Source organism: Gilliamella sp. ESL0232 (genome assembly GCF_013346885.1).
Taxonomy (GTDB): Bacteria; Pseudomonadota; Gammaproteobacteria; order Enterobacterales; family Orbaceae; genus Gilliamella; species Gilliamella bombi.
In genome coordinates, this window is the sequence record NZ_JAAEDW010000006.1 from 135,019 (window position 1) to 157,263 (window position 22,245).

At 34.2% G+C, this 22,245-nt stretch carries 22 protein-coding genes; 8 read left to right on the forward strand and 14 right to left on the reverse strand.

Annotation, left to right across the window (positions count from 1 at the left end; genetic code table 11):
* Nucleotides 1-61 precede the first annotated feature (61 nt).
* The gene (locus GYW75_RS07965) at nt 62-1,276 is read left to right on the forward strand and encodes a pyridoxal phosphate-dependent aminotransferase (RefSeq protein ID WP_174798961.1); all 1,215 of its coding nucleotides are present in this window, start codon (nt 62-64) and stop codon (nt 1,274-1,276) included.
* A gap of 639 nt (nt 1,277-1,915) precedes the next feature.
* On the opposite strand, the gene GYW75_RS07970 is transcribed toward GYW75_RS07965, so the two are convergent.
* The 6 genes from GYW75_RS07970 to GYW75_RS07985 all read right to left on the reverse strand — a co-directional run bounded on the left by GYW75_RS07970 (nt 1,916) and on the right by GYW75_RS07985 (nt 5,437).
* Nucleotides 1,916-3,081 (reverse strand): IS3 family transposase gene (locus GYW75_RS07970; protein WP_174798962.1). Its coding sequence is split into 2 segments (ribosomal slippage): nt 1,916-2,835 and nt 2,835-3,081, totalling 1,167 coding nucleotides; the frame shifts between segments, so codons are not numbered across the junction.
* 153 nt (nt 3,082-3,234) lie between these two features.
* A complete protein-coding gene (locus GYW75_RS12775; protein ID WP_141672665.1) occupies nt 3,235-3,390 on the reverse strand; it encodes an integrase core domain-containing protein in 156 nt (51 codons plus the stop codon).
* Nucleotides 3,380-3,742 (reverse strand): DDE-type integrase/transposase/recombinase, encoded by a 363-nt coding sequence (locus GYW75_RS12365; protein ID WP_202983945.1) that lies wholly within the window; start codon nt 3,740-3,742, stop codon nt 3,380-3,382. The genes GYW75_RS12775 and GYW75_RS12365 overlap by 11 nt, the downstream gene beginning before the upstream one ends.
* A 41-nt stretch (nt 3,743-3,783) precedes the next feature.
* On the reverse strand, nt 3,784-3,945 hold the full coding sequence (locus tag GYW75_RS12780; RefSeq protein ID WP_446719041.1) for a helix-turn-helix domain-containing protein: 162 nt from the start codon (nt 3,943-3,945) through the stop codon (nt 3,784-3,786).
* A gap of 228 nt (nt 3,946-4,173) precedes the next feature.
* Nucleotides 4,174-4,842, reverse strand: a complete 669-nt coding sequence (locus GYW75_RS07980) for an SMI1/KNR4 family protein (protein ID WP_174798963.1) — start codon at nt 4,840-4,842, stop codon at nt 4,174-4,176.
* A 310-nt stretch (nt 4,843-5,152) separates the two neighbouring features.
* Entirely contained in the window at nt 5,153-5,437 is a 285-nt protein-coding gene (locus GYW75_RS07985) for a hypothetical protein (RefSeq protein WP_174798964.1), read from the reverse strand.
* Nucleotides 5,438-5,967: 530 nt separating this feature from the next.
* Between GYW75_RS07985 and envC the strand changes: the two genes are divergently transcribed.
* Nucleotides 5,968-7,176 carry a murein hydrolase activator EnvC gene (gene envC, locus GYW75_RS07990; protein ID WP_065590652.1) on the forward strand — a complete coding sequence of 403 codons (1,209 nt, stop codon included), beginning with the start codon at nt 5,968-5,970 and terminating at the stop codon, nt 7,174-7,176.
* The gene (locus tag GYW75_RS07995; protein ID WP_174798965.1) at nt 7,176-7,994 is read left to right on the forward strand and encodes a divergent polysaccharide deacetylase family protein; all 819 of its coding nucleotides are present in this window, start codon (nt 7,176-7,178) and stop codon (nt 7,992-7,994) included. The genes envC and GYW75_RS07995 overlap by 1 nt, the downstream gene beginning before the upstream one ends.
* A gap of 3 nt (nt 7,995-7,997) precedes the next feature.
* On the opposite strand, the gene rapZ is transcribed toward GYW75_RS07995, so the two are convergent.
* The 4 genes from rapZ to dsbB form a co-directional block, all read right to left on the reverse strand.
* The gene (gene rapZ / locus GYW75_RS08000; protein ID WP_174798966.1) at nt 7,998-8,846 is read right to left on the reverse strand and encodes an RNase adapter RapZ; all 849 of its coding nucleotides are present in this window, start codon (nt 8,844-8,846) and stop codon (nt 7,998-8,000) included.
* Between the two features lie 81 nt (nt 8,847-8,927).
* Entirely contained in the window at nt 8,928-9,521 is a 594-nt protein-coding gene (locus tag GYW75_RS08005; protein ID WP_174798967.1) for an XTP/dITP diphosphatase, read from the reverse strand.
* A gap of 84 nt (nt 9,522-9,605) precedes the next feature.
* Complete coding sequence (rluA, locus tag GYW75_RS08010) at nt 9,606-10,262, reverse strand: bifunctional tRNA pseudouridine(32) synthase/23S rRNA pseudouridine(746) synthase RluA (protein ID WP_065590656.1); 657 nt, start codon at nt 10,260-10,262, stop codon at nt 9,606-9,608.
* 78 nt (nt 10,263-10,340) lie between these two features.
* Complete coding sequence (gene dsbB / locus GYW75_RS08015; RefSeq protein ID WP_065590657.1) at nt 10,341-10,874, reverse strand: disulfide bond formation protein DsbB; 534 nt, start codon at nt 10,872-10,874, stop codon at nt 10,341-10,343.
* 146 nt (nt 10,875-11,020) lie between these two features.
* Here dsbB and rluC point away from each other — a divergent pair, with 146 nt between their 5' ends.
* The gene (gene rluC, locus GYW75_RS08020) at nt 11,021-12,004 is read left to right on the forward strand and encodes a 23S rRNA pseudouridine(955/2504/2580) synthase RluC (protein ID WP_065590658.1); all 984 of its coding nucleotides are present in this window, start codon (nt 11,021-11,023) and stop codon (nt 12,002-12,004) included.
* Between the two features lie 23 nt (nt 12,005-12,027).
* Nucleotides 12,028-12,690, forward strand: a complete 663-nt coding sequence (locus tag GYW75_RS08025) for a histidine phosphatase family protein (protein WP_174798968.1) — start codon at nt 12,028-12,030, stop codon at nt 12,688-12,690.
* 66 nt (nt 12,691-12,756) lie between these two features.
* Here the strand turns inward: GYW75_RS08025 and bepA are convergent, their stop codons facing one another.
* Together bepA and proS are read right to left on the reverse strand one after the other, a co-directional pair.
* Entirely contained in the window at nt 12,757-14,208 is a 1,452-nt protein-coding gene (gene bepA / locus GYW75_RS08030) for a beta-barrel assembly-enhancing protease (RefSeq protein WP_065609140.1), read from the reverse strand.
* A gap of 201 nt (nt 14,209-14,409) precedes the next feature.
* Nucleotides 14,410-16,131 (reverse strand): proline--tRNA ligase, encoded by a 1,722-nt coding sequence (proS, locus tag GYW75_RS08035; RefSeq protein ID WP_174798969.1) that lies wholly within the window; start codon nt 16,129-16,131, stop codon nt 14,410-14,412.
* Between the two features lie 159 nt (nt 16,132-16,290).
* Between proS and GYW75_RS08040 the strand changes: the two genes are divergently transcribed.
* The 3 genes from GYW75_RS08040 (at nt 16,291) to GYW75_RS08050 (ending at nt 20,280) form a co-directional block, all read left to right on the forward strand.
* Nucleotides 16,291-16,683: a hypothetical protein gene (locus tag GYW75_RS08040; protein WP_085166081.1), complete on the forward strand. Its 393-nt coding sequence runs from the start codon at nt 16,291-16,293 to the stop codon at nt 16,681-16,683.
* A 640-nt stretch (nt 16,684-17,323) separates the two neighbouring features.
* Complete coding sequence (locus GYW75_RS08045; protein WP_174798970.1) at nt 17,324-18,622, forward strand: serine/threonine transporter; 1,299 nt, start codon at nt 17,324-17,326, stop codon at nt 18,620-18,622.
* Between the two features lie 290 nt (nt 18,623-18,912).
* Entirely contained in the window at nt 18,913-20,280 is a 1,368-nt protein-coding gene (locus GYW75_RS08050) for an L-serine ammonia-lyase (protein WP_174798971.1), read from the forward strand.
* 61 nt (nt 20,281-20,341) lie between these two features.
* Here the strand turns inward: GYW75_RS08050 and GYW75_RS08055 are convergent, their stop codons facing one another.
* Complete coding sequence (locus tag GYW75_RS08055; RefSeq protein ID WP_065605767.1) at nt 20,342-20,701, reverse strand: helix-turn-helix domain-containing protein; 360 nt, start codon at nt 20,699-20,701, stop codon at nt 20,342-20,344.
* Nucleotides 20,702-20,778: 77 nt separating this feature from the next.
* On the reverse strand, nt 20,779-22,158 hold the full coding sequence (gene mpl / locus GYW75_RS08060; protein ID WP_174798973.1) for a UDP-N-acetylmuramate:L-alanyl-gamma-D-glutamyl-meso-diaminopimelate ligase: 1,380 nt from the start codon (nt 22,156-22,158) through the stop codon (nt 20,779-20,781).
* Nucleotides 22,159-22,245: the final 87 nt, after the last annotated feature.

Below are 22,245 nucleotides of genomic sequence, written 5' to 3' on the forward strand. Positions count from 1 at the left end.
AATAGGAGTAGATTGTTTTTTTCAGTAAAAATATCAATACAAGAACTAAAAAGAGCAACTTATGGTAAATTTCTCAAAATCCACAAAATTGGATCATGTTTGTTACGATATCCGTGGTCCAATTCTAGAGCATGCAAAACGACTGGAAGAAGAAGGTCAAACTATCCTGAAACTCAATATTGGAAACCCAGCGCCGTTCGGTTTTGCTGCGCCTGACGAATTATTAATTGATGTGATTAGAAACTTACCTTCCTCACAAGGATATTCCGATTCTAAAGGCCTTTATTCTGCTCGTAAAGCAATCATGCAGTATTATCAAGCTCGCGGAATTAATAGTTTAGATGTTGAAGATATTTACATCGGTAATGGTGTATCAGAATTAATCGTTCAATCCATGCAGGCCTTACTAAATAGTGGAGATGAAATACTCGTACCTATGCCTGATTACCCATTATGGACAGCAGCTATTAGTTTGTCTGGAGGTAGTGCTGTGCACTATCTTTGCGATGAAGAATCAAATTGGTCACCTGATATTGAAGATATTAAACGGAAAATAACTCCAAACACTAAAGGAATAGTAATTATTAATCCTAACAACCCGACAGGCGCTGTTTATAGTAAAGAAGTATTACTTGAGATCGCTGAAATCGCTCGTCAAAATAACCTAATCATCTTCGCTGATGAGATTTACGATAAAATTTTATATGATGATGCAGTGCATTATTCAATTGCTGCATTGGCCCCCGATTTATTTGTCATTACCATGTGTGGCCTATCAAAAACTTATCGAGTTGCTGGTTTTAGGCAAGGCTGGATGGCGCTTTGTGGCCCCAAAAACCATGTAAAAGGCTATATTGAAGGCTTAAATATGCTAGCTTCAATGCGTTTATGTGCTAATGTGCCATTACAACATGCTATTCAAGGAGCGCTAGGAGGCTACCAAAGCATCAATGAATTTATTGTTCCTGGAGGTCGCTTATATGATCAATGTATGTTGGCATGGCGTTTACTTAATGAAATCCCTGGGGTTTCATGTACTAAACCACAAGGTGCCTTGTATCTATTTCCAAAATTAGATCAGAAAAAATTCAACATCCATAACGACCAAAAACTCGTATTAGATTTTTTGTTACAAGAAAAAGTATTACTTGTACAAGGAACTGGCTTTAATTGGCATAAACCGGATCACGTTAGAATTGTTGCTTTGCCTCATTCTGGCCAACTTGAAGAGGCTATTGGAAGATTTGCTCACTTTCTATCTTCCTATAAGCAATAAATCGCTCATTGATTAATCCCCAGTTTCTGCTGGGGTAATTTTAATAGCTCAGCCAAAATAGATTTATAAAACCATATTTAACATTGTCTTTTTATTGTTGTAAAATACGGCTTATCTTCCTGTTTGAAACTTGATATTTTGTACTCCATAACCTCATAAAGCAGATTAGGAGTAACCAAGCACGTTTTATGCCACCAATACAGCTTTTTGATATATTTGTTGATTATGCTATACCTCAATTCAAAGTTCGTATCATCTTTTCTACCTTCTCATGTGTTTGTGGGTAGGCTGGTTTAGTCAATTTTTGCTTATTACTCGTTTTAACAAATAGGTGCTCAACTGCGCTTTACTGGTTCACGTCTGTATCCAGGATAAGGGGCATTCAATGTGGGTATTGGGCTAACAAAATTATTTTGTAAAAATTGTGCTGCATTAAATTGGGATTTATGGGAGTAAATGCCCGCATAGAGCTCATGTGAATAATCATCAATACCAACGAATAAATATTCTCACGTATTTTGTTTTTAAATAAAGGTTGTTAACATGTAGCCTTTCGCTCGGATAAGTTTTGTTATAGCGTTTAGCCAAATCAGTGACAGTTATTTTTTCTTTATGATATAGGTGATCCTAGCCAAAATATTAGACAGTGCCCGCCTCTATCATTTTTTCGTTTTGGTAATATTGTTGTTCATATTGTTCAGGTGATACCCAGCCATTGGCTGAATGACGGCGTATCCGATTATAATAGATTTCAATATATTCAAATAGTGCTTTATTAGCCTGCTTCCTCGTTTTATAGTAACAGTCATGAATAATATGGGTTTTGAGTGTATGGAAAAAACTTTCAACAATCGCATTATCAAAGCAGTTGCCTCTTCGACTCATGCTTTGCCTTAGCCCATATTGTAACAATAATTGCTTGAAATCAGCACTGCAATATTGGCTTCCTTGGTCACTATGAATGAGTACATTTTTAGGAAATTGACGCCGAAATAAAGCTTGTTTTAATGTATTACACACTAAATGGCGGTCTATGTAGCGACTGGTTTGCCTAGCAATCACTTTTCGTCCATATAAATCGATAATCACCGACAAATATAACCAACCTTCACCCGTTTTAATATAAGTAATATCGGTTACCCATGTTTTATTAGGCTTATCAGGGTTAAATTGCCTATCTAACGTGTTGGGCGCAATATTGCGATGAGCCATATCTGTTTTATACTTGAATTTACGTGCTGCTTTACTATGCAATCTTAAACTAAGTAATCCCCATTGTTGCAAAACACGGCTAATTGTCCTTTCTGAAACTTGATAGCCCGCTTCCCTTGCATCATGAAGCAGGCTTGGCGCACCCAAACGAGCTTTATGTTGCCAATACTGCTTTTGGATATACTCGCTGAGTTTAGCTGATTTGTTTGCTCTTTTTAACCAAGCATAATAACCCGATGAACTGACACCAAGTAATGAGCATATCCTAGTAACCGGATAGCTGGTTAAATGATTTTTCATATAAGTGTACTTCACCGACTTGGATTGTTGATGATATGCACATGCGCCTTTTTTAGTATATCATTAGCCATTTTCAGTTCTTTAATCTCTTTTTCTAACGCCATAATCCGCTGTTGCTCAGCGGTTAACTCTCGACGGCTAGTTTTATTCGGGGAAAGTTGCCTAATCCATTTATCTAGGGTTGATTTACCCACACCTAGATGATTGGCAAGTTCGCTGATAGAAAGGTGTGCATTAGATAACGCATAATCCACTGATTGTTGTTTGAATTCGATACTAAATTTTTTGACCATGATATTTGTCTCCTATGATTTTTGTTTATATCATAGAGGTGACTTTTGTCCACTTTTTTGGCGAGGATCAAGGTGCCATATCTTTTGCCTGTGAAAAGTTGGTTAGAAAATAGAAACATGTAATAATTAATGTGTAGGAAAACGCAGAGTTGTTTACACTTCATGGTTAAAATAATCCTCTAAAAACTCATAAGGCGTTTTCCCTGAAATCGCTTTATGTGGTTTAACGGTATTATAAAAATTAATAAAGCGTTTCAGTTTTTGTTTTCTATCTTTTGAATCGCTAAATATATGCTGATTATGCCACATCGCAATTCAAAGTTCGTATCACTCTTTCGGCTTTGCCATTCGTTTGTGGGCAGGCGGGTTTGGTGAATTTTTGATTAATACGGTGGTTGTTACACGTTTTAACAAATAAGTGTTCGCTGGTGCCTTGATATTCACGTCCATTATCGGAATAAACACATTCAATAGTATAAGGACATTGGGTTAACACATCGTTTTGTAAAAATTGTGCCGCGCTAAATTGGGATTTATCAGGGTAAATACCCGCATAAAGCTCACGTGAAAAATCATCAATACCGACAAATAAATATTCTCTAGTTTGCTGTTTCGTTTCATTTTTAAGTAAAGGTAAACGTTTGGTATCAACGTGTAGCATTTCTCCCGGATAGGTTTTGTTATAGCGTTTAGCTTGCCGTTTTAATTTATCTTCAATCGGGCTTTCTTTAGTACATTATAAATGGTAGGCCGACTGAGCATAAAGCGTTTTGCCAAATCAGTGACCGTTATTTTTTCTTTATGATATAAGCGCCATATCTCTTGTCTGTGATAAGGCGTTAGTTTTGTTTTTTTTATGTATATTCATTACAGTAATTTCTCAAATTACTGTAAACAACGCTAGTAAATCCTACAATTAATGTATTATAGAAAAAGGTGACAGAATTAACTGTCACATATGGTGATTAAATATATAAAACTTAATCGGATATAAAATAATTAGTAGACGCCATCTAACCAAAAAATTACTCTATTGAAATTATTATATATTTCTTTGAAAAATACTGCTTCGATTTTTAACTGACGCTATTTCTACAAAAGACCTTCTTCTTTAAATTTGGCAAGTACTTCGCGACCTTTTTCAGATAACTCCAGTTTTTTTAAATAAATTTTAAGTCTATTTTCTGATGCTGTAAAAAAAACCTTTGAATATTTGAGCATTGAAGGTAATGCTTCATCAGGAAAAGGAATGTTAGGGTTATTATATTCATCTTCATCAGGATTATAATCATCTTCAACTTCACTTTTAATAATCATTGATAAAAATGCATCAAACGAATTTGCAACAAACTTCAGATTAGTATTTTGTTCTAGATAACCATTTTTTACAGACATATCAAAATAAAGATCATTAACTTCATGATCCCAATAATAAACTTCGCCATTTGGGCTTAAGCAAAGTAGATCGCCATAATTAAGTGTTGCTACAGCAAAATAATCCTCAGGTATTCTATTCAGATATGTATCGTTAGTAGCCAATAAATCTTCTCTATTTTCTTTTGAAAAACCCAAAATAATTTCTAATGGCAATGATTCTCCATCACAATCAATACAGTAGTCAAAATTAACCTCAGTATCAAAAACAACTACATTATATTTTTTCAAAAAATCAATATAAGAATTGTTTGAATCTATTTTTAACTGTAACTTTGAAATACGTTTATCAATATTTTTTGGAACATTATATTTTGATTTAAGCATTCTAACTCCTAAAATATTGCTCATGTATAAGTATTAAGGCTTAGTCATTGTTGTGATTTATCTTTTTTTGTTATAAAAAATAAAATGATGAAACATTTTATATTAATACCAAAATTTCCATCTTTTTGATGTAAATTAAAATATTACATAGTGTATATATGTGATATTACCTTATCGTTTTAATTTATTATATAAGAAAAATAATCTTTTATTTGATATTGTTAATTTATAAATATTATTGTTAATAAAAACTGATTAATTTTTAAATAAATACGTATAGCCCAAATATAGAATCAAAAAACGATCATATTTATTGCTTATTTTTAATGATTATTTTTTTTAGCCTTTTAATTTCATTAATTAATTTTGGAATATCTTGTCGTGCGTGTGCAATAAATTCTTGATCATCTATTGTTCCACCAATAAGTTCAATATTTTTTCTACGATTACATTCAATTCCTGTGAGAATAAAATTTGAGCCACTAGTATGATCTCTACCTTCTACATATGATATCCATGGTCCCTTTGTTGCTTTTTCACATCGCTGAATTATTAGATTCAATTCATCATCTGATATTTTATTGTTATCTTGCATTAATGACTCCTTTTGAGGTTTTTGATTTGGTTATGAGTAGGTGTCATGGATCTTCTGATTGCTTCGTACATACCACCTCTATTATTTTGTTATTCTGGTAATATTGTTGCCTATATTGGACTGGCGATAACTTACCTTCAGTTGTGGTGTATACGATTATAATAAACTTAAATATATTCATAATGTTATTAGTCAGGTTCCTCATTTTAGTAACAACATGAATAATATATGTTTTAAGTGTATAAGAAAAGCTCAACGACTGTATTATCGCAATAAATAGCTTTTAGTATGTTGTTATGTGTTCGTTTATTGTGAATTCGACCTGTATTCAAAATTAGTAAAGTCGCGGGTAGATCACTTTAATAATAAACATTTTTCCGTTCAGAAATGAGATACAAAACAAACTAATTTTTTATTAAAAAAACAAATCATCTTACTTTGTGTGTGGGTTTCATTTTGCATCTTGGTCCATTTATCGGTATAGTGATACTATCATTATTGTTTGGTTATAAATCATAAATATAAACGCCATGTCTGTTTATCAGAAAATTATTGTTATTGTTTTTGTTGGATTAATAAAGATTAGTTTTTTATATGCTAATGATAATCAGCAACTTCAATCTTTACGTCACGCTATTGAAGAACAAGAAAAACGTTTAGCACAACAAAAAGAAGAGCGTAATCAGTTGGTTAATAATCTTAAAGAACAAGAAACCAAAATAGCTAACCTTCTAACCTCAATTGAAAAGAATGACTTATCACTTAAGAAACTCGATCAAGAAATCAATAAGTTGATTGAACAAATTGATATATTAACTATAAAACAAAAACATCAACGAATTATATTATCAAAGCAGCTCGAAAGTGCATTTAAACTAGGCAAAACAACTGGTTTGGAGTTAATTTTTTCGGGCGAAAAGAGCGAACGTAATGATCGTATAATTGCTTATTACAGCTACATTAATCAAGCACGACAACAGCAAATTCACAATCTTCAAGATACTCAAACCCAATTGATCGAGAAGAAAATTGAGTTACAAAAAAAACAAGTTTTGCATAAAGAATTACAAATTAAACAGAAAGAACAACAAGTAGGACTTGAAAAAAATCGTCAAAATCGACAAAACACGATAAATTCTCTTGAATCATTGATGCAATTAAATCAACAAAAATTAACCGACTTGCGTAATAATGAAGCTAAACTACAGGCTAAAATTGCTCAAGCTGAACGTAAAAATAGACGTATTGCAGAAGAAGAAGCAAAACAAGCAAAATATATTGAAGAAAAGCAGAATAATTCTCGTTATACTCCTAATCCTGATGAGCTAGCATTAATGGCTCGCGTAAGTGGTATTGGTAAGCCACAACATCAGTTTAATTGGCCAGTGAATGGTAATATTGTACATCAATTTGGAGAATCACTCCAAGGTGAGCTACGTTGGAAAGGGATGGTGATTAATGCTAAAGATGGTGCTCAAGTTAAAGCCATTGCTGGTGGACGGGTCATCTTGGCTAGTTGGTTACAAGGTTATGGTTTTGTTGTTGCATTAGATCATGGTAAAGGTGATATGAGTTTATATGGTTATAACCAGCGTATTTTAGTTGAGGTGGGTGATAAGATTCATATTGACCAACCTATTGCATTGGTTGGTTCAAGTGGTGGGAAAAACATATCTGCTTTATATTTTGAGATTCGCCGTGATGGTAAGGCACTTGATCCGAGAGAGTGGTTAAAGTAATGCGTTGTTTTATTAACCTTTTTTTTATCATTTTCTTAGTGCTAAATTCCAACTATATATGGGCAGCAAAACTTGCAATAGTCATTGATGATTTTGGCTATCGCCAGCATAATGAAGAGCAAATAATTTCATTTTCTCCTAATATTACTATTGCAGTTTTACCAAATTCGCCTAATGCTAAACGTATTGCAACTATAGCCCATAATAATGGTAATGATGTGTTAATTCACTTACCTATGGCTCCATTAGGTAAACAGCCACTAGAAAAAGACACTCTATTTCCTTCGATGGATGAAGCTGAAGTAAACCGAATAGTGACAAATGCTGTTGAACAAGTGCCTTATGCTATTGGAGCTAATAATCATATGGGAAGTTTGATGACAGCAGATCTTACTGGTATGATAAAAGTTATGAAAGCATTAAGTCAATATTCGATGTTTTTTTTAGATAGTAAAACAATCGGTAAGACTCAAATAAAAAAAGCTGCTAGCTACTATAACATCCCAGTATTAACGCGTGATGTATTTTTAGATGCTCAACAAAAAGAAAGTGCTATTAGCTTGCAATTTGATTTGGCTGTAAAATTGGCTCGAAAAAATGGTGTTGCTATTGTTATTGGCCATCCACATCCACAAACGATTAATATATTAAAACAGAAGCTTGCAAATTTACCTTCAGATATTGAACTGGTTAAGATAAGTCAATTAATTACGGCAATACCAGCTTCAGTTAATCATAAAACTACACTAAAAGACATTTTTGGAAAATGTAAAAAACGCATTGAGGAAATATCGAATTTTAAAATTGAAGAAGAATAGTCATTACTTTTTTTCTAAAGTTCGGTGGCGAATTTTTACTTGTTTGTTTTGTGCTTTAAAAAATGAGGCCAATTGTTCAGCAATGAAAACAGAGCGATGTTGACCACCAGTACATCCAATAGCAATGGTTAAGTAACTGCGGTTGTTTTTTTCTAATAAAGGTAGCCATTGATTTAAGTAATTGGCAGTCTGATAGATAAAATTGGATACTTCATTGTGTTGTAATAAATATTCTTTTACCGGCTCATCTAATCCTGTTAATGGGCGCAAATTCACTTCCCAATGTGGGTTAGGTAAAAACCTGACATCAAATACAAAATCAGCATCAATGGGTAAGCCATGTTTAAAGCCAAATGATTCAAAAATAAAGGTTAATTCACGCTCTTTTTTACCTAAAATACGTGATCTTAATATGTCTGATAGTTCATGTACTGATAGGTCATCGGTATTTATAACTAGGCTTGCGTTAGATTTTAAAGGTTCTAGATATTTTTCTTCAAGATCTATTGCTTCTTCAAGAGAATAGTGTTGATTGGTTAATGGATGTATCCGTCGTGTTTCACTATAGCGTCGAATTAACGTATTACGACTACAATCGAGGAAAAGTATTTCAGGTGTCACCGATTCGGGCAAACGTTGAAATATATCATTATTAAAATCAAATTGTTCAGGCAAATTTCGAATATCAATGCTAACTGCAACTGGCGTGTTGTGGTTTTTTAATGAGTTGGCTAATTGAGGTAATAAAGCAACTGGGATATTATCAACACAATAAAATCCCATATCTTCTAGAGCGCGTAGGGCGATTGATTTTCCCGATCCAGAGCGACCACTTACTATCATTACAATCAAAATATTAACTCCAATATCATTAATGTATTAAGTATATACTGTTTACTTCTTGATATGCAATTTCGAGTATAAATAAGTTTGCTAAGCAGTTTTAATTTTTTCAATCAATTGTTTTAGAGCTTGACCTCGATGTGATATTTGGCTTTTTTGTTCTTTTGTTAGCTGTGCTGCGGTGCAGCCTAGTTCTGGTACATAAAAAAGTGGATCATAGCCAAATCCCCCATCACCTTGTTCTTCATTTAAAATTAAACCATCCCATTTTCCTAAGCAGATGATAGGTGTTGGGTCGTTTTCGTGTCGCATAAAAACTAGCGCACAATAAAAGTAAGCGGTACGTTTTTCTTTTGGGATATTTTGTAATGCTTTAAGTAATTTTTGATTGTTACTTTTGTCGTTACCGTGTTCACCTGCATAACGAGCAGAATAGATCCCAGGTTGCCCATCAAGTGCATCGACCGCTAAACCAGAGTCATCAGCAATGGCGGACAGTCCAGTTAATTTGGCAGTATGTCTTGCTTTTAAAAGTGCATTTTCAATAAATGTTAAGCCTGTTTCGTCGGCATCCGGTATATTAAATTGGCTTTGTGCAATAATATCAAAACCTGCATTAGCGAGTAATATTTGCAATTCATTGACTTTGCCTTGATTATTCGTTGCTAAAACAATTTTTTGCATTTTAATTTCCTTTATATCAGTTGTTTATCTTTTATTCGCATGAGCAGATTTTATATAATGGTCGCTAATTTTATATTTCTATTTTTAAAAATCAGGTTCGCAGCTAAACGTCATACTTTCGCCTGTTTTAGGATGGTTAATTGTTAGTAATTGAGCATGCAATAGCAGCCTTTTAGACATAGTAAAGGCTTCAGGGTGGGCATAGAATTTATCGCCTAAAATAGGGTGACCAATGGCTTGCATATGTACCCGTAATTGATGTGATCGCCCAGTAAACGGAAATAATTGCACTCGTGTTGTGTTGTCTGGATTGCGTGAAATGACTTGATACTCTGTCAGCGCATGTTTGCCATTTTCTAAATCGACCATTTGCCTTGGTCGATTGGGCCAATCACAAATTAGGGGTAATTCAACACGACCAGAATCTTGCTCAAGATGCCCATGCACTACAGCAATATAGGTTTTTTTAGGAATACGTTCACGAAATTGTTTTTTTATCTCTCGATCGGCGAGTTTAGAAAGTGCGGCAACCATGATACCACTGGTTGCCATATCTAACCGATGCACGGATTCGACGTAGCTATATTTTTGTTGCAATCGGTGAATAATACTATCAATAAATTGAGGTTTATTGCCCGAAACCGACAAAATACCCGGTTGTTTATTTACAACCACAATATGGTCGTCTTGATGCAAAATCGATAGCCAAGGTTCAATAGGTGGGTGGTATTCCAAAAGCATTTATGTGTGACGTTTGTAAAATAAAATTATCACACATTCTAACAAACTCAACAAAAAGTGCTAGTTTTATAAATAAAGTCATTTACTCCAGATTGAATTTTTTGAGGATAAAAAGAACTGAGATATTAATACAGCCAAACCAACAATAAAATAGCAAGCAAAAATAATAATCATCCATTGTGACATTTCAATTGTTAGAAACGTCCAAATTTTATCGGCACATGAACCATAAGCATTAAACAAACTAGGAAACCACGAATCTAATGGTAGCCAAGTAGGAAAGTGTACGTTAATTGAGCAAGTATCATTTAGATTAGGTTCAAATTGTAGATGAGCATGAAATGTTGCTAATGAAAAGCCTTTATAGGCGCTAAAAAGCCAAATGAAAATACCTATTAATCGAACAAAAATGTTGCGAGGAGCAATTATTCCAATAATGCTAGCCAACATGATACCAAAAATAGCGCAACGCTGATAAATGCAGAGAGTACAAGGCGCAAGCCCTAAACCATGTTGAAAATAAAGTGCGGTTATTTCAAAAGTAAAAGTAGAAAAGAACAATAAGAACCAAGCCAATCTAGCTTGTGAGTATTGATTAAGCAATGATAACATACTATTTTATTCCCTCAGATTTCGCTATAATCTTTCTTCTTTAATTATATTGAATATAATCTATCTTATTTTTACTACGATAGTGTAGTTTATTTTTGAGTAATGTAAAACGATTTTATTTATTGACGGCGGATTAATCATTCCTTATGCACTCAACGGTTCCACATACAAAACTACAAGTCTCATTTGTTACTATTTCTGAGGAAAATGCGACACAGCGTATTGATAACTTTTTAATCACCTATTTAAAAGGTGTGCCAAAAAGTATGATTTATCGCATTTTAAGAAAGGGTGAGGTTCGTGTTAATAAAAAACGGATTAAACCTGAATATAAATTAAATATTGGCGATGAAATTCGTATTCCTCCTGTTCGTATGACTGAAAAACCCACGCCAGAGATTTCGACCAAGCTTAATAAAGTCGCTGATTTAGAAAAGGCAATCATCTATGAAGATGAGGTAATGTTGGCAATTAATAAGCCATCAGGTATTGCTGTTCATGGTGGTAGTGGATTAAGTTTTGGCGTGATTGAAGGATTACGCGCCTTAAGACCTGAAGCGAAATTTTTGGAGTTGGTGCATCGCATAGATCGCGAAACATCGGGCGTGTTATTGATTGCCAAAAAACGCTCAGCACTAAAAGCGTTACACGAGCAGTTGCGCCTGAAGCAAATGCAAAAAAATTATTTGGCACTTGTTAAGGGGAATTGGCCTTCTGAATGTAAAGTAATACAAGCTCCACTGCTTAAAAATGTATTAAAAAGCGGTGAGCGTGTGGTAAAGGTTGATAAAGAGGGTAAGCCTTCTGAAACGCGTTTTAAAGTTGAGGAGCGCTTCAATTTTGCCACTTTGATTAAAGCAAGTCCTGTTACAGGGCGTACACACCAAATTCGCATACACACTCAATACGCAAGCCATCCAATTGCTTTTGATGATCGTTATGGCGATAGGCAATTTGATGCGTTATTAGCTGATACTAAGCTTAATCGTTTATTTTTACATGCAGCAAGTGTAAGATTTATTCATCCTAAAAGTTTGCAAGAAATGCAATTAAATGCACCAATGGATGATGTTTTGCAGACTTGCTTGTCGTATCTAAGAAAAGATAAATATGAAAAAACGGAATCTTAAAATAAAAAAGGTAGTTAGTACGAATGAAAGATATTAATTTATATTTAATTAGACATGGTCAAACGCAGTGGAATATTAAAGATCAGATGCAAGGTTCTCAAAATTCACCTTTAACAGATCAAGGTATTTTGGGTGCTAAAGTGACAGGACAACATTTAAAAAATGTGCCTTTTATGCAAGCATACTCAAGTACACAACAACGAGCTATGGAAACTCGAGATTATATTGTTAAAGAAAATAATATAGTTATTCCTACTTTTGAGCTTGCTGATCTGCGTGAGATGGATTTTGGCATTTGGGAAGGCAAGAAAGTCCCTCAATTGAAAAAGGAGTTTCCAGAATTTACTACTTATTTGACAGATCCTGCTAATTTTGATGCTTCGGTCAATCAAGGTGAAAATTATTTTGATACCCTTTTGCGTATGAAGCAGGGGTTAAATACTATTGTAAAAAATGCACCTCAAGATACGGGTAATATTTTGGTTGTGTCACATGGAACGGTATTACGTATATTACTTTGTGTTTTAAATGGTGGTGATTGGCGTTTACATCGTGATGAGGATTATTTCCCTCGAATGTTAAATACTAGCATTAGTGTGGTTAATTATAAGCAAGGTAATGAACAATCTGAAGGGACATTTACTGTAAAATTCTTCAATAATGTGGATCATTTAGCTGATAAATAAGTATTTTGTTATCTTCTCGACTAATGGGTGCGTAAATAATTAGTCGAGAAGGTTTTGTTAATAAAATTATCGTTTATAAGCTGCATAACGTTTTTGTAGCTGTTTTAATTGATTAATTCTTGCATCAATTTTGGAAATCATTGTCTGATCGCCTTTTGTTTGATTCTTAGCATTTTGTAGTAGTTGAATGGATTGTTGAAATTGACCTTCTAATGCAATTAATTCCGCTCTAGCACTCATTTCTTTTGCTCTTGCATGTAATCCCCCGTAAGCAGTGACGAGTAATTCCCATCCATTTGAGTCATCATTATGGTCAAAAGTATAGCGATGTAACAAGCTTACGGCTTGTTGATAGTTTTTGTTTTTTATATACGCATTAGCCAAGTTTAGTTGCAATGCAGAACTGTTTGGTGCTTTTTTTAATGCTGCTTGTAGGCGAGTTATTGCAGTGCTGCTATTGTTGAGCGCTAAATCAATATCAGTCATTAAATCAATATACCAAATATTATTGGGATCACTATCTAATAATGGCTGTAGTTGTTGTTTCGCTTTTTGATTATTTCCACTTAGATTATCAGCTAAAGCATTAGCATAAATAATAGCTGTTTTACTTTGTTCATTGTTTAGTTTTTTATAATCTTCAACTAATAGCTTTGCGGTATTTTTATTTTTAGCCATTAATATGGCCAATCGAGCTTTCGCTAAATAGTAGTTTAATGACGGAGATACATTTTTTTTGCTATATTGCAATGAACGATTTCGAATATCGGTTAATCGGCTGTTAGGTAATGGGTGAGTAAGTAAAATTTCGGGAGCTTTACTACTAAATCGGCTTTGATCGGCAAGTTTTTGTAGAAATTCTGATGAAGCATAAGGATCAAACCCTGCTTTAGCAAGCGTTCTTAAACCAACACGATCGGCTTCTTGTTCATTACTTTGCGTAAAACTAATCATATTTTGAGCTGATCCTGCCATGGTGCTTGTCATCGCCGCCATGCCAGCTTCGGGATTGGCTAATGTTAGTAGTAGAGAGCCTAATGTTGCACCCCAAACATAAGGGCTATTACGGTTTTGGTTTTCCATTGCTCTGGCTAAATGGCGTTGGGTGACATGGCCAATTTCATGAGACATAACAGAGGCTAATTGGCTTTCATTGTCGGTGTCTAATATTAGTTTAGAATGAATGACGACATTTCCACCAAAAAAAGCAAATGCGTTAAGTACGTCACTTTTCATAATATAAAAATGGAATGGCGTTTTTACTGATTCTGATTTTGATACTAATTTTTTGCCTAGATCATTAATATATTGGTTTAAAACAGGGTCGTTTATTATGGGAGCACTTGCTCGTAACATTCGCATATAATAATCGCCCATTTCCATTTCTTGGCCAATGCTAAGCGTTGTGGCTGCCGCAGTACCAATATCAGGAAGGTTGATATTATCAGCATAAACGATAGATGTACTTTGTAATAATAATGAGGTGGATAATACCAAGGCAATTGTTTTTTTTAACATTATTCTAACCGATTAAAATAAGAGTTGCGTTGATTTATTCTAGCTGAAAAAAACAACAATATCACTTTGAATTTATAATTAGGGGTTTAACTTATTTGGTGTAATGAGTGTTATGAATAATAATACTTATTCTTGAATTGATAAAATAACAACAACTACATTAATGCGTTGTTGTTATTTTGATTTTTATGATTGGATTTATTATACTTTTTGACGGCGGTTTTGGATAAATTCAATGATATTGTTGACTTTCACCATTACTTTATCACCACCTGAACGGTGTTTGTATTCCACTTCTCCATTACCGAGGTTGCGTTCACCAATTACGATAGTGTGAGGGATCCCGATTAGTTCCGCATCAGCAAACATCACGCCAGGGCGCTCTTTTCTATCGTCAAATAAAACTTCAATGCCAGCAGCTTGTAAATCAGCATAAAGTTTTTCGGCTGTTGCTTGAACTTTTTCGGATTTGTGCATGTTCATTGGAATAATGACAACGCTAAATGGAGCAATCGCTTCTGGCCATACAATACCACGATCGTCATGACATTGTTCAATTGCAGCAGCTACAATGCGGCTTACTCCAATGCCGTAACAACCCATAATCATAACGTGGTTTTGTCCATCTTCACCTTGGACTGTTGCTTTCATTGCTTGTGAGTATTTAGTACCAAGTTGGAAGATATGTCCCACTTCAATACCTCGTTTAATTTGTAATGTGCCTTTGCCATCAGGGCTAATATCTCCTTCAACCACATTACGGATGTCTTCAATGCGAGGTAAAGCAGTGTCACGTTCCCAATTGATATTAAAATAGTGTTTATGGTCAATGTTTGCACCAGCACTAAAGTCGCTCATAACAGCCACATCACGATCGATAATAATTGGCATGTTTAGATTTATTGGACCTAGCGAGCCTGGCCCTGCATTCACAATCGTACGGATTTCTTCTTCGGTTGCAAATTCAAGTGGTGAGGCAACGATATCGATTTTTTCAGCTTTGATTTCATTTAATGTATGATCACCTCGAACCAGTAAAGCTACTAATTGATGACCACTCTCTTTCGTGGCTTTAACCATCAAGGTTTTTACGGTTTTTTCAATCGGTAAATTGAATTGTTCGACTAATTCGTCAATAGTTTTGGCATTAGGAGTATCGACTAACTCCATTGCTTTTGTAGGTTCAGCGCGTTTTTGTGTTGGTGCTAATGCTTGAGCCATTTCTATGTTAGCCGCATAATCAGATTCGGTTGAAAAAACAATATCATCTTCGCCACTGTCGGCTAATACTTGGAACTCATGTGACCAGTTACCACCAATTGATCCTGTATCAGCACGCACCGCTCTAAAGTTTAAACCAGCACGTGTAAAAACTGCGCTATAAGCTTTATACATTTCATCATAAGTTTCTTGTAATGATTCTTGTGTAGTATGGAAAGAGTATGCATCTTTCATAATAAATTCACGTGAACGCATCACACCAAAGCGAGGGCGTACTTCATCTCGAAATTTGGTTTGAATCTGATACACGTTAAGCGGTAATTGTTTATATGAGCTAACTTCATTACGTAGTAAGTCTGTAATGACTTCCTCATGAGTTGGGCCTAGAACAAAATCACGGTCGCCACGATCTTTAATACGTAATAATTCAGGGCCATATTGTTCCCAACGTCCGCTTTCTTGCCAAATATCAGCAGGCTGTACAACTGGCATTAATACTTCTATTGCACCGGCTTTATTCATCTCTTCACGGACAATATTTTCTACTTTTTTAAGTACGCGGTAACCAGTGGGAAGCCAGGTATATAATCCAGCAGCCACTTTGCGGATCATGCCTGCACGTAACATTAATTGATGGCTAATGACTTCAGCATCAGCAGGTGTTTCTTTTAACGTAGAAAGAAGATATTTACTGGTTCGCATAAATTTATCCTAAAAAAATTTATTTATAAATATATATGATAAAAATGTGAGCTAGTTTAGCAGTACCAAGCGTAACACTAAAGTAATTTTATTGGTAATTATTGTGAATAATAAAGATTAATTGTAAATTATTAGCATTAGTAATTAAATGGAATTGATATGAAGAAATTAAATTTATCGCACTTCATTACTGCCTTTTTTGTGGTTTTGGTACTATACCAGCCAATTAAATTTATTATCTATCATTTTACTGATTTAAGTTATGATGAAATTTTGGATTTTGGTTGGAGAGGAGATGGTTGCGAAACTAAAGATGGCCGTCGGTTAGATTATATCGATTGTCCTTGTGGCACAGGATTAATAGAACCTGATGATTTTTATAAAATTAGTAATGAAGGAGATTTTTATTACAATGATAAGCTCTTGGGAAAAGTTATCCTAAAAACAAAGCCAAGTTATTTTTCTGGCGGTGAAATTCTTACAGGCGGCGAATTAGAAATTGAGAATTTAGAAACAGGAATAATTTGTTATTATGATTCAATTCTTGATTGAAATACAATCTTTAATATGTAGGAAAACACCCAGTTGTTTACACTTCATAGTTAAAATAATCCTCTAAAAACATTTAAGACATTTTACAGGAAACCGTTTTATGCGATTTTACGGTAATTTAATTATTAATAAATTGTTCTTAAATTTTTGTTTTCTATCTTTTAAATCCTGACTTATTTGCTGATTATGCTGTAAATTATCATAAGTGCCTATGCATATTGCTTTTGGTGCTTGCGAGAAAATTTTGTTTAAACATATCTGCTGTAGCCTTGTTAGCCAAAATAAGCGTTTAATACCATAGCCCATGTTTTTATTGTCGTCACGTTTATTACTTAACGTTGAGGTTTTCTATTAATTGCTAATCGTTAGATTATATAAATATCCATTGAGTTGTTTATTAAATTTAACTGCTTTTATTTAATCTTAGTTAAATTTGAGTTAGAGCAAGTATTTTGCGCAATTTCTTTGAATCAAAATTGATATTTTAATTATTTTAAAGCTATTAGGTATCAAATTCGATGCTATTTAGTTTATTTATTATATTTAATTTTTTGTTATTTATGTGATGTTGATCACTTTGTAAAAAATATTAAATTGATATCATATGCGCCAAATTTTAGATTAAGGAGTAGTAACAAAAATGAGTAAGCTAAGGACAAATGATAGCGTAACAAATGCCAATAATGAGTCAGCATTACCTAAATGGCGAAAAAGTGATACGTTATGGATGCTTAGCCTTTATGGTACAGCGATTGGTGCTGGAGTACTTTTTCTACCAATTAATGCAGGTGTCGGTGGGTTAATTCCGTTGCTGGTTATCTTGGTTCTTGCCTTTCCTATGACATTTTTTGCTCATCAAGCTTTGTGTCGATTTGTATTATCAGGTAAAAGTCGCGATGGCGATATTACCGTTGTTGTTGAAGAGGCTTTTGGGCGCACAGCAGGAAACTGGATAACTGTACTTTATTTTTTTGCAATTTACCCAATATTATTAGTATATAGCGTTGGTATTACAAATACAGTAGATAGCTTTATGGTTCATCAATTAGGAATGGAGTCATTACCACGAGCTTTACTTTCATTTGTTTTAGTTGCATTTTTAATGTCAATTGTTCACTTTGGCGAAGAACTTATTGTTAAAGTTATGTCAATATTAGTTTTTCCATTTATTGCCGTTTTAATGATTTTAGCGTTATTTTTAATTCCTGAGTGGAATGGTGAAATTTTTACCAATTTGTCTTTTGGTAGTAGTGACGGAGAACAAAGTATTTTAATGACACTTTGGTTAGTTATTCCTGTTATGGTTTTTGCATTTAATCATTCACCAATTATTTCATCTTTAGCGGTAGCTAAACGTAAAGAATATGGTGACGTTTATGCTGAACCTAAATGTACTAGAATTATTGCAGCAAGCAATATCATGATGGTTGTAACAGTGATGTTTTTTGTTTTTAGTTGTGCGCTTTGCTTGTCGCCTGCTGAACTTTTAGATGCAAAAGCTCAAAATATCTCAACGTTGTCATATTTGGCTAATCGATTTAATTCACCTGTTATTGAGTATATTGGTCCTCCAATTGCATTTATTGCAATGGCTAAATCGTTTTTAGGTCACTATCTAGGAGGTAAAGAAGGATTTAATGGTGTTGTTAATAAATTTTTGCGTAGCCGTAATAAAACAATTTCAGAAAACAAACTTGATAAATTAGCTATTGCCTTTATGTTTGTAACTGCTTGGGGGGTTGCAACATTAAATCCAAGTATTTTAGGTCTTATTGAATCACTTGGTGGCCCAATTTTAGCTGTGTTGTTGTTTTTAATGCCAATGTATGCAATTCATAAATTACCTGTACTAGCAAAATATAAAGGAAGGCTAAGTAATGTATTTATTGTTGTTATGGGATTAGTTGCAATTTCAGCCGCTATCTATAATTTATTATAAAATTTAATTCATGGGTAATTACCACTTACTTGTTTATTTAATATATAAAACCTACTGGCATTCGTTGGTAGGTAAATACAGCTACTAATAAAATAATCTACCGATATAGCAAGAATTAACTATTAATAGGTATTAAAACTTATTTTCATAATCTCAAAAGTGATACCTAAGTATTAGTATGGGGTAAGTGGCAAGATGATTATTGGTTATTTTATTAGCAATAAGTTAATTCGTAAAGATATCACTAGGATAGCAGTATTAATTTATGTTTTGCATCAAAAGGGAAAAATATGAGTTCGGTATTTGAAATATTTAAAATTGGCATTGGACCTTCAAGCTCACATACAGTAGGACCAATGAGGGCAGGGAAGGCATTCATAGATCAACTAATCAGTAATAACATGATGGCATCAGTAACAAAAATTGTGGCTGATGTTTATGGCTCTTTGTCGTTAACAGGCAAAGGTCATCAAACAGATATTGCTATTATTATGGGATTAACTGGCGAAAAACCTGATTCTGTTGATATTGATAGTATTCCAAGTGTTATCGAAAAACTTAGCCAAACTCAGCGGTTATCTATTTACAATGATCGTTATGAAATCGACTTTCCGTTGGAAAGTTGTATGGTGTTTCATTCTAAATTTTTACCATTACATGAAAATGGTATGACTTTGACTGCATATAGCGGCGATAAATTAGTTTTTCAGAAAACTTATTATTCTGTTGGCGGTGGTCAGGTTGTTGAAGAAGAGCAATTTGGTCAACAAGAGCAGGATTCAGTAAAATTCCCTTATCCATTTGCTTCAGCTGAGCAATTATTAAAACATTGTGAAGATAACTCATTATCAATTTCTAGTATTATGATGAAAAATGAGTTGCAAATACACTCTTATGAAGAAATTGAATCCTATTTTTCTCGCGTTGGGCAAACTATTTTGGAATGTATCAAACGAGGTATGAATACAGAAGGGCTATTACCAGGACCACTTAAAGTTCCTCGTCGTGCGTTTTCGTTATACCGTCAATTGTCTACCACTAAGGATAAATTTATTAGTGACCCAATGGTGATTATTGATTGGGTAAATATGTTTGCGCTTGCAGTTAGTGAGGAAAATGCAGCAGGAGGACGAGTGGTTACTGCGCCAACAAATGGTGCATGTGGTATTATACCTGCTGTGCTCGCTTATTATGATAAATTTATTAATCCAGTTACACCTGATATTTATATTCGTTTCTTTCTAACTTGTGGCGCAATAGGACAACTTTATCAAATAAATGCTTCTATTTCTGGTGCAGAAGTGGGATGTCAAGGGGAAGTTGGCGTTGCTTGTTCTATGGCTGCGGCAGGACTTGCTGAGCTTTTAGGCGGTAATCCTCAACAAGTATGCATGGCGGCAGAAATAGCAATGGAGCATAACTTAGGCTTGACTTGTGATCCAGTTGCAGGCCAAGTTCAGGTTCCTTGTATTGAGCGAAATGCCATTGCCGCAGTAAAATCGATAAATGCGACAAGAATGGCTTTAAGACGAATTACTGCTGCAAAAGTATCTTTAGATAAAGTTATTAAAACTATGTATGAAACAGGAAAGGATATGAATGCAAAATATCGAGAAACATCGCGTGGCGGGTTAGCAATTACGGTTCATTGTAATTAGGTTGTTGCTATTTTTCTGTCGAATTCGCCGATTGCAACATCGGCGAAACATTAGATTGTATTTAATGTTTCCAGTGCATGGTGTTAACTTTTGAGCGCAAAAAATCATTTTCTGTTAGTACATCTACCCGTTCAGTTTTTACTTTTCGTTGTTTTCTTTTTCGTTTTGGTTGTTCTGCTGAGGCAATATGGATAACTTCGTTATAGGCAAGTAAATTATTAAGTTGATCAAGTTCGCCTAATCCACGGAGGACGGAAATTAATGTTTGTAATGTAATTGATTCGCCTTGTTCAATACGTTTTATTGTGGCAATGCCAATTTTGGATTTTTGCGCAAGTTCTAGTTGAGATAAATTTTTCTCAATTCTGGCTAATTTTATTCTACGACATAGCATAGCAATCATGTCGGTAGTTTCATTCATGAAATATCCTTTTTTTTGATATGCCACATGATGTGGCATATATCATATTGCTATTTATATTATTTTTAGACTAGCGGTTATTGTTCTTGGTTTTTTATTTGTTTCTTCTTTAAGTTTTCTAAAATCTTTTTATGGATACCATTAAAGCCACCATTACTCATAATTAAAATTGCATCAGTTGGTTTAGCTGATTTTGTGATCATTTCAACCAATAAATCGATATCACCACTCCAGTAAGCGGGTTGAATACAAGCATCAACCACATCGGCTACTAGCCAAGGTAGTTGTTCAGGTTGGAATATAAAAATTTCATCAGCTCGACCAAGTGATGGGGCTAGTTCATCTTTAGATACCCCTAATTTCATCGTATTTGAGCGTGGTTCAAGTACGGCTAGAATGCGACGATTAGCTCCTATTTTACTGCGTAATGCTTCTAATGTGGCTAAAATTGCAGTTGGGTGGTGGGCAAAGTCATCATAGATTTCAATATTATTAACTTCGCCATAAAGTTCTAATCGTCTTTTTGCATTGACAAAAGAACCTAGTGCTAAACAAGCATCAGCAGGATCAATGCCAACATTATGGGCGGCTGCAATTGCCATTAGTGCATTATGCATATTGTGTTCGCCAACTAATGAATATTTTACTTCGCCTACTTTTTTATTGTTAAAGTAAACCGCAAAATGACTCGCATCATTATTTATACGTTGTGCTAGCCAGCCGTTTTCTGATTCTGTGAATGCTTTTTGGCTCCAACAACCTTTAGCTAATACTTGTTTTAAATTTACATCTTCTTGTGGTGAGATAATTAATCCATTGCTTGGCACTAAACGAACTAAATGGTGAAATTGTTTTTGAATAGAACTGAGATCATCAAAAATATCTGCATGATCAAATTCTAGATTATTCATGATAAGTGTTTTTGGGCAGTAATGCATGAATTTTGAACGTTTATCAAAGAACGAGCAATCATATTCATCTGCTTCAATAACAAAATAATTGCCTTCACCTAATCTTGCGGATACATCAAAATTACCCGGTACACCACCAATAACGAATCCTTGCTTGTAATCTTGCTTTTCTAAAATCCAATTGACCATACCCGCAGTTGTAGTTTTACCATGAGTTCCAGCAATAGCTATGACCCAACGATCTCGCAATACATTGTCGTGTAACCATTGAGGTGCTGAAATATAAGGAATGTTATTATCTAAAAGATATTCTACACAAGGGTTACCTCTTGATAGCGCATTGCCTATAATGACTAAATCAGGTCTTGATGTCAGTTGTGATGGATCATACCCTTCAATGATATCAATATGTTCTTTTTGTAAAAGTGTGCTCATTGGTGGGTAAACATTTTTATCTGAACCCGTTACTTTATGACCAAGAGAGCGAGCTATCAAAGCAATCCCTGCCATAAATGTGCCACAAATTCCAAGAATATGAATATGCATTTTGAATCCTTAACATTGTATAAACTTTATATTGATAGTATTGGGTAACCATTGCTTATTTGATTGGTAAACAGATGTAAATTCAGA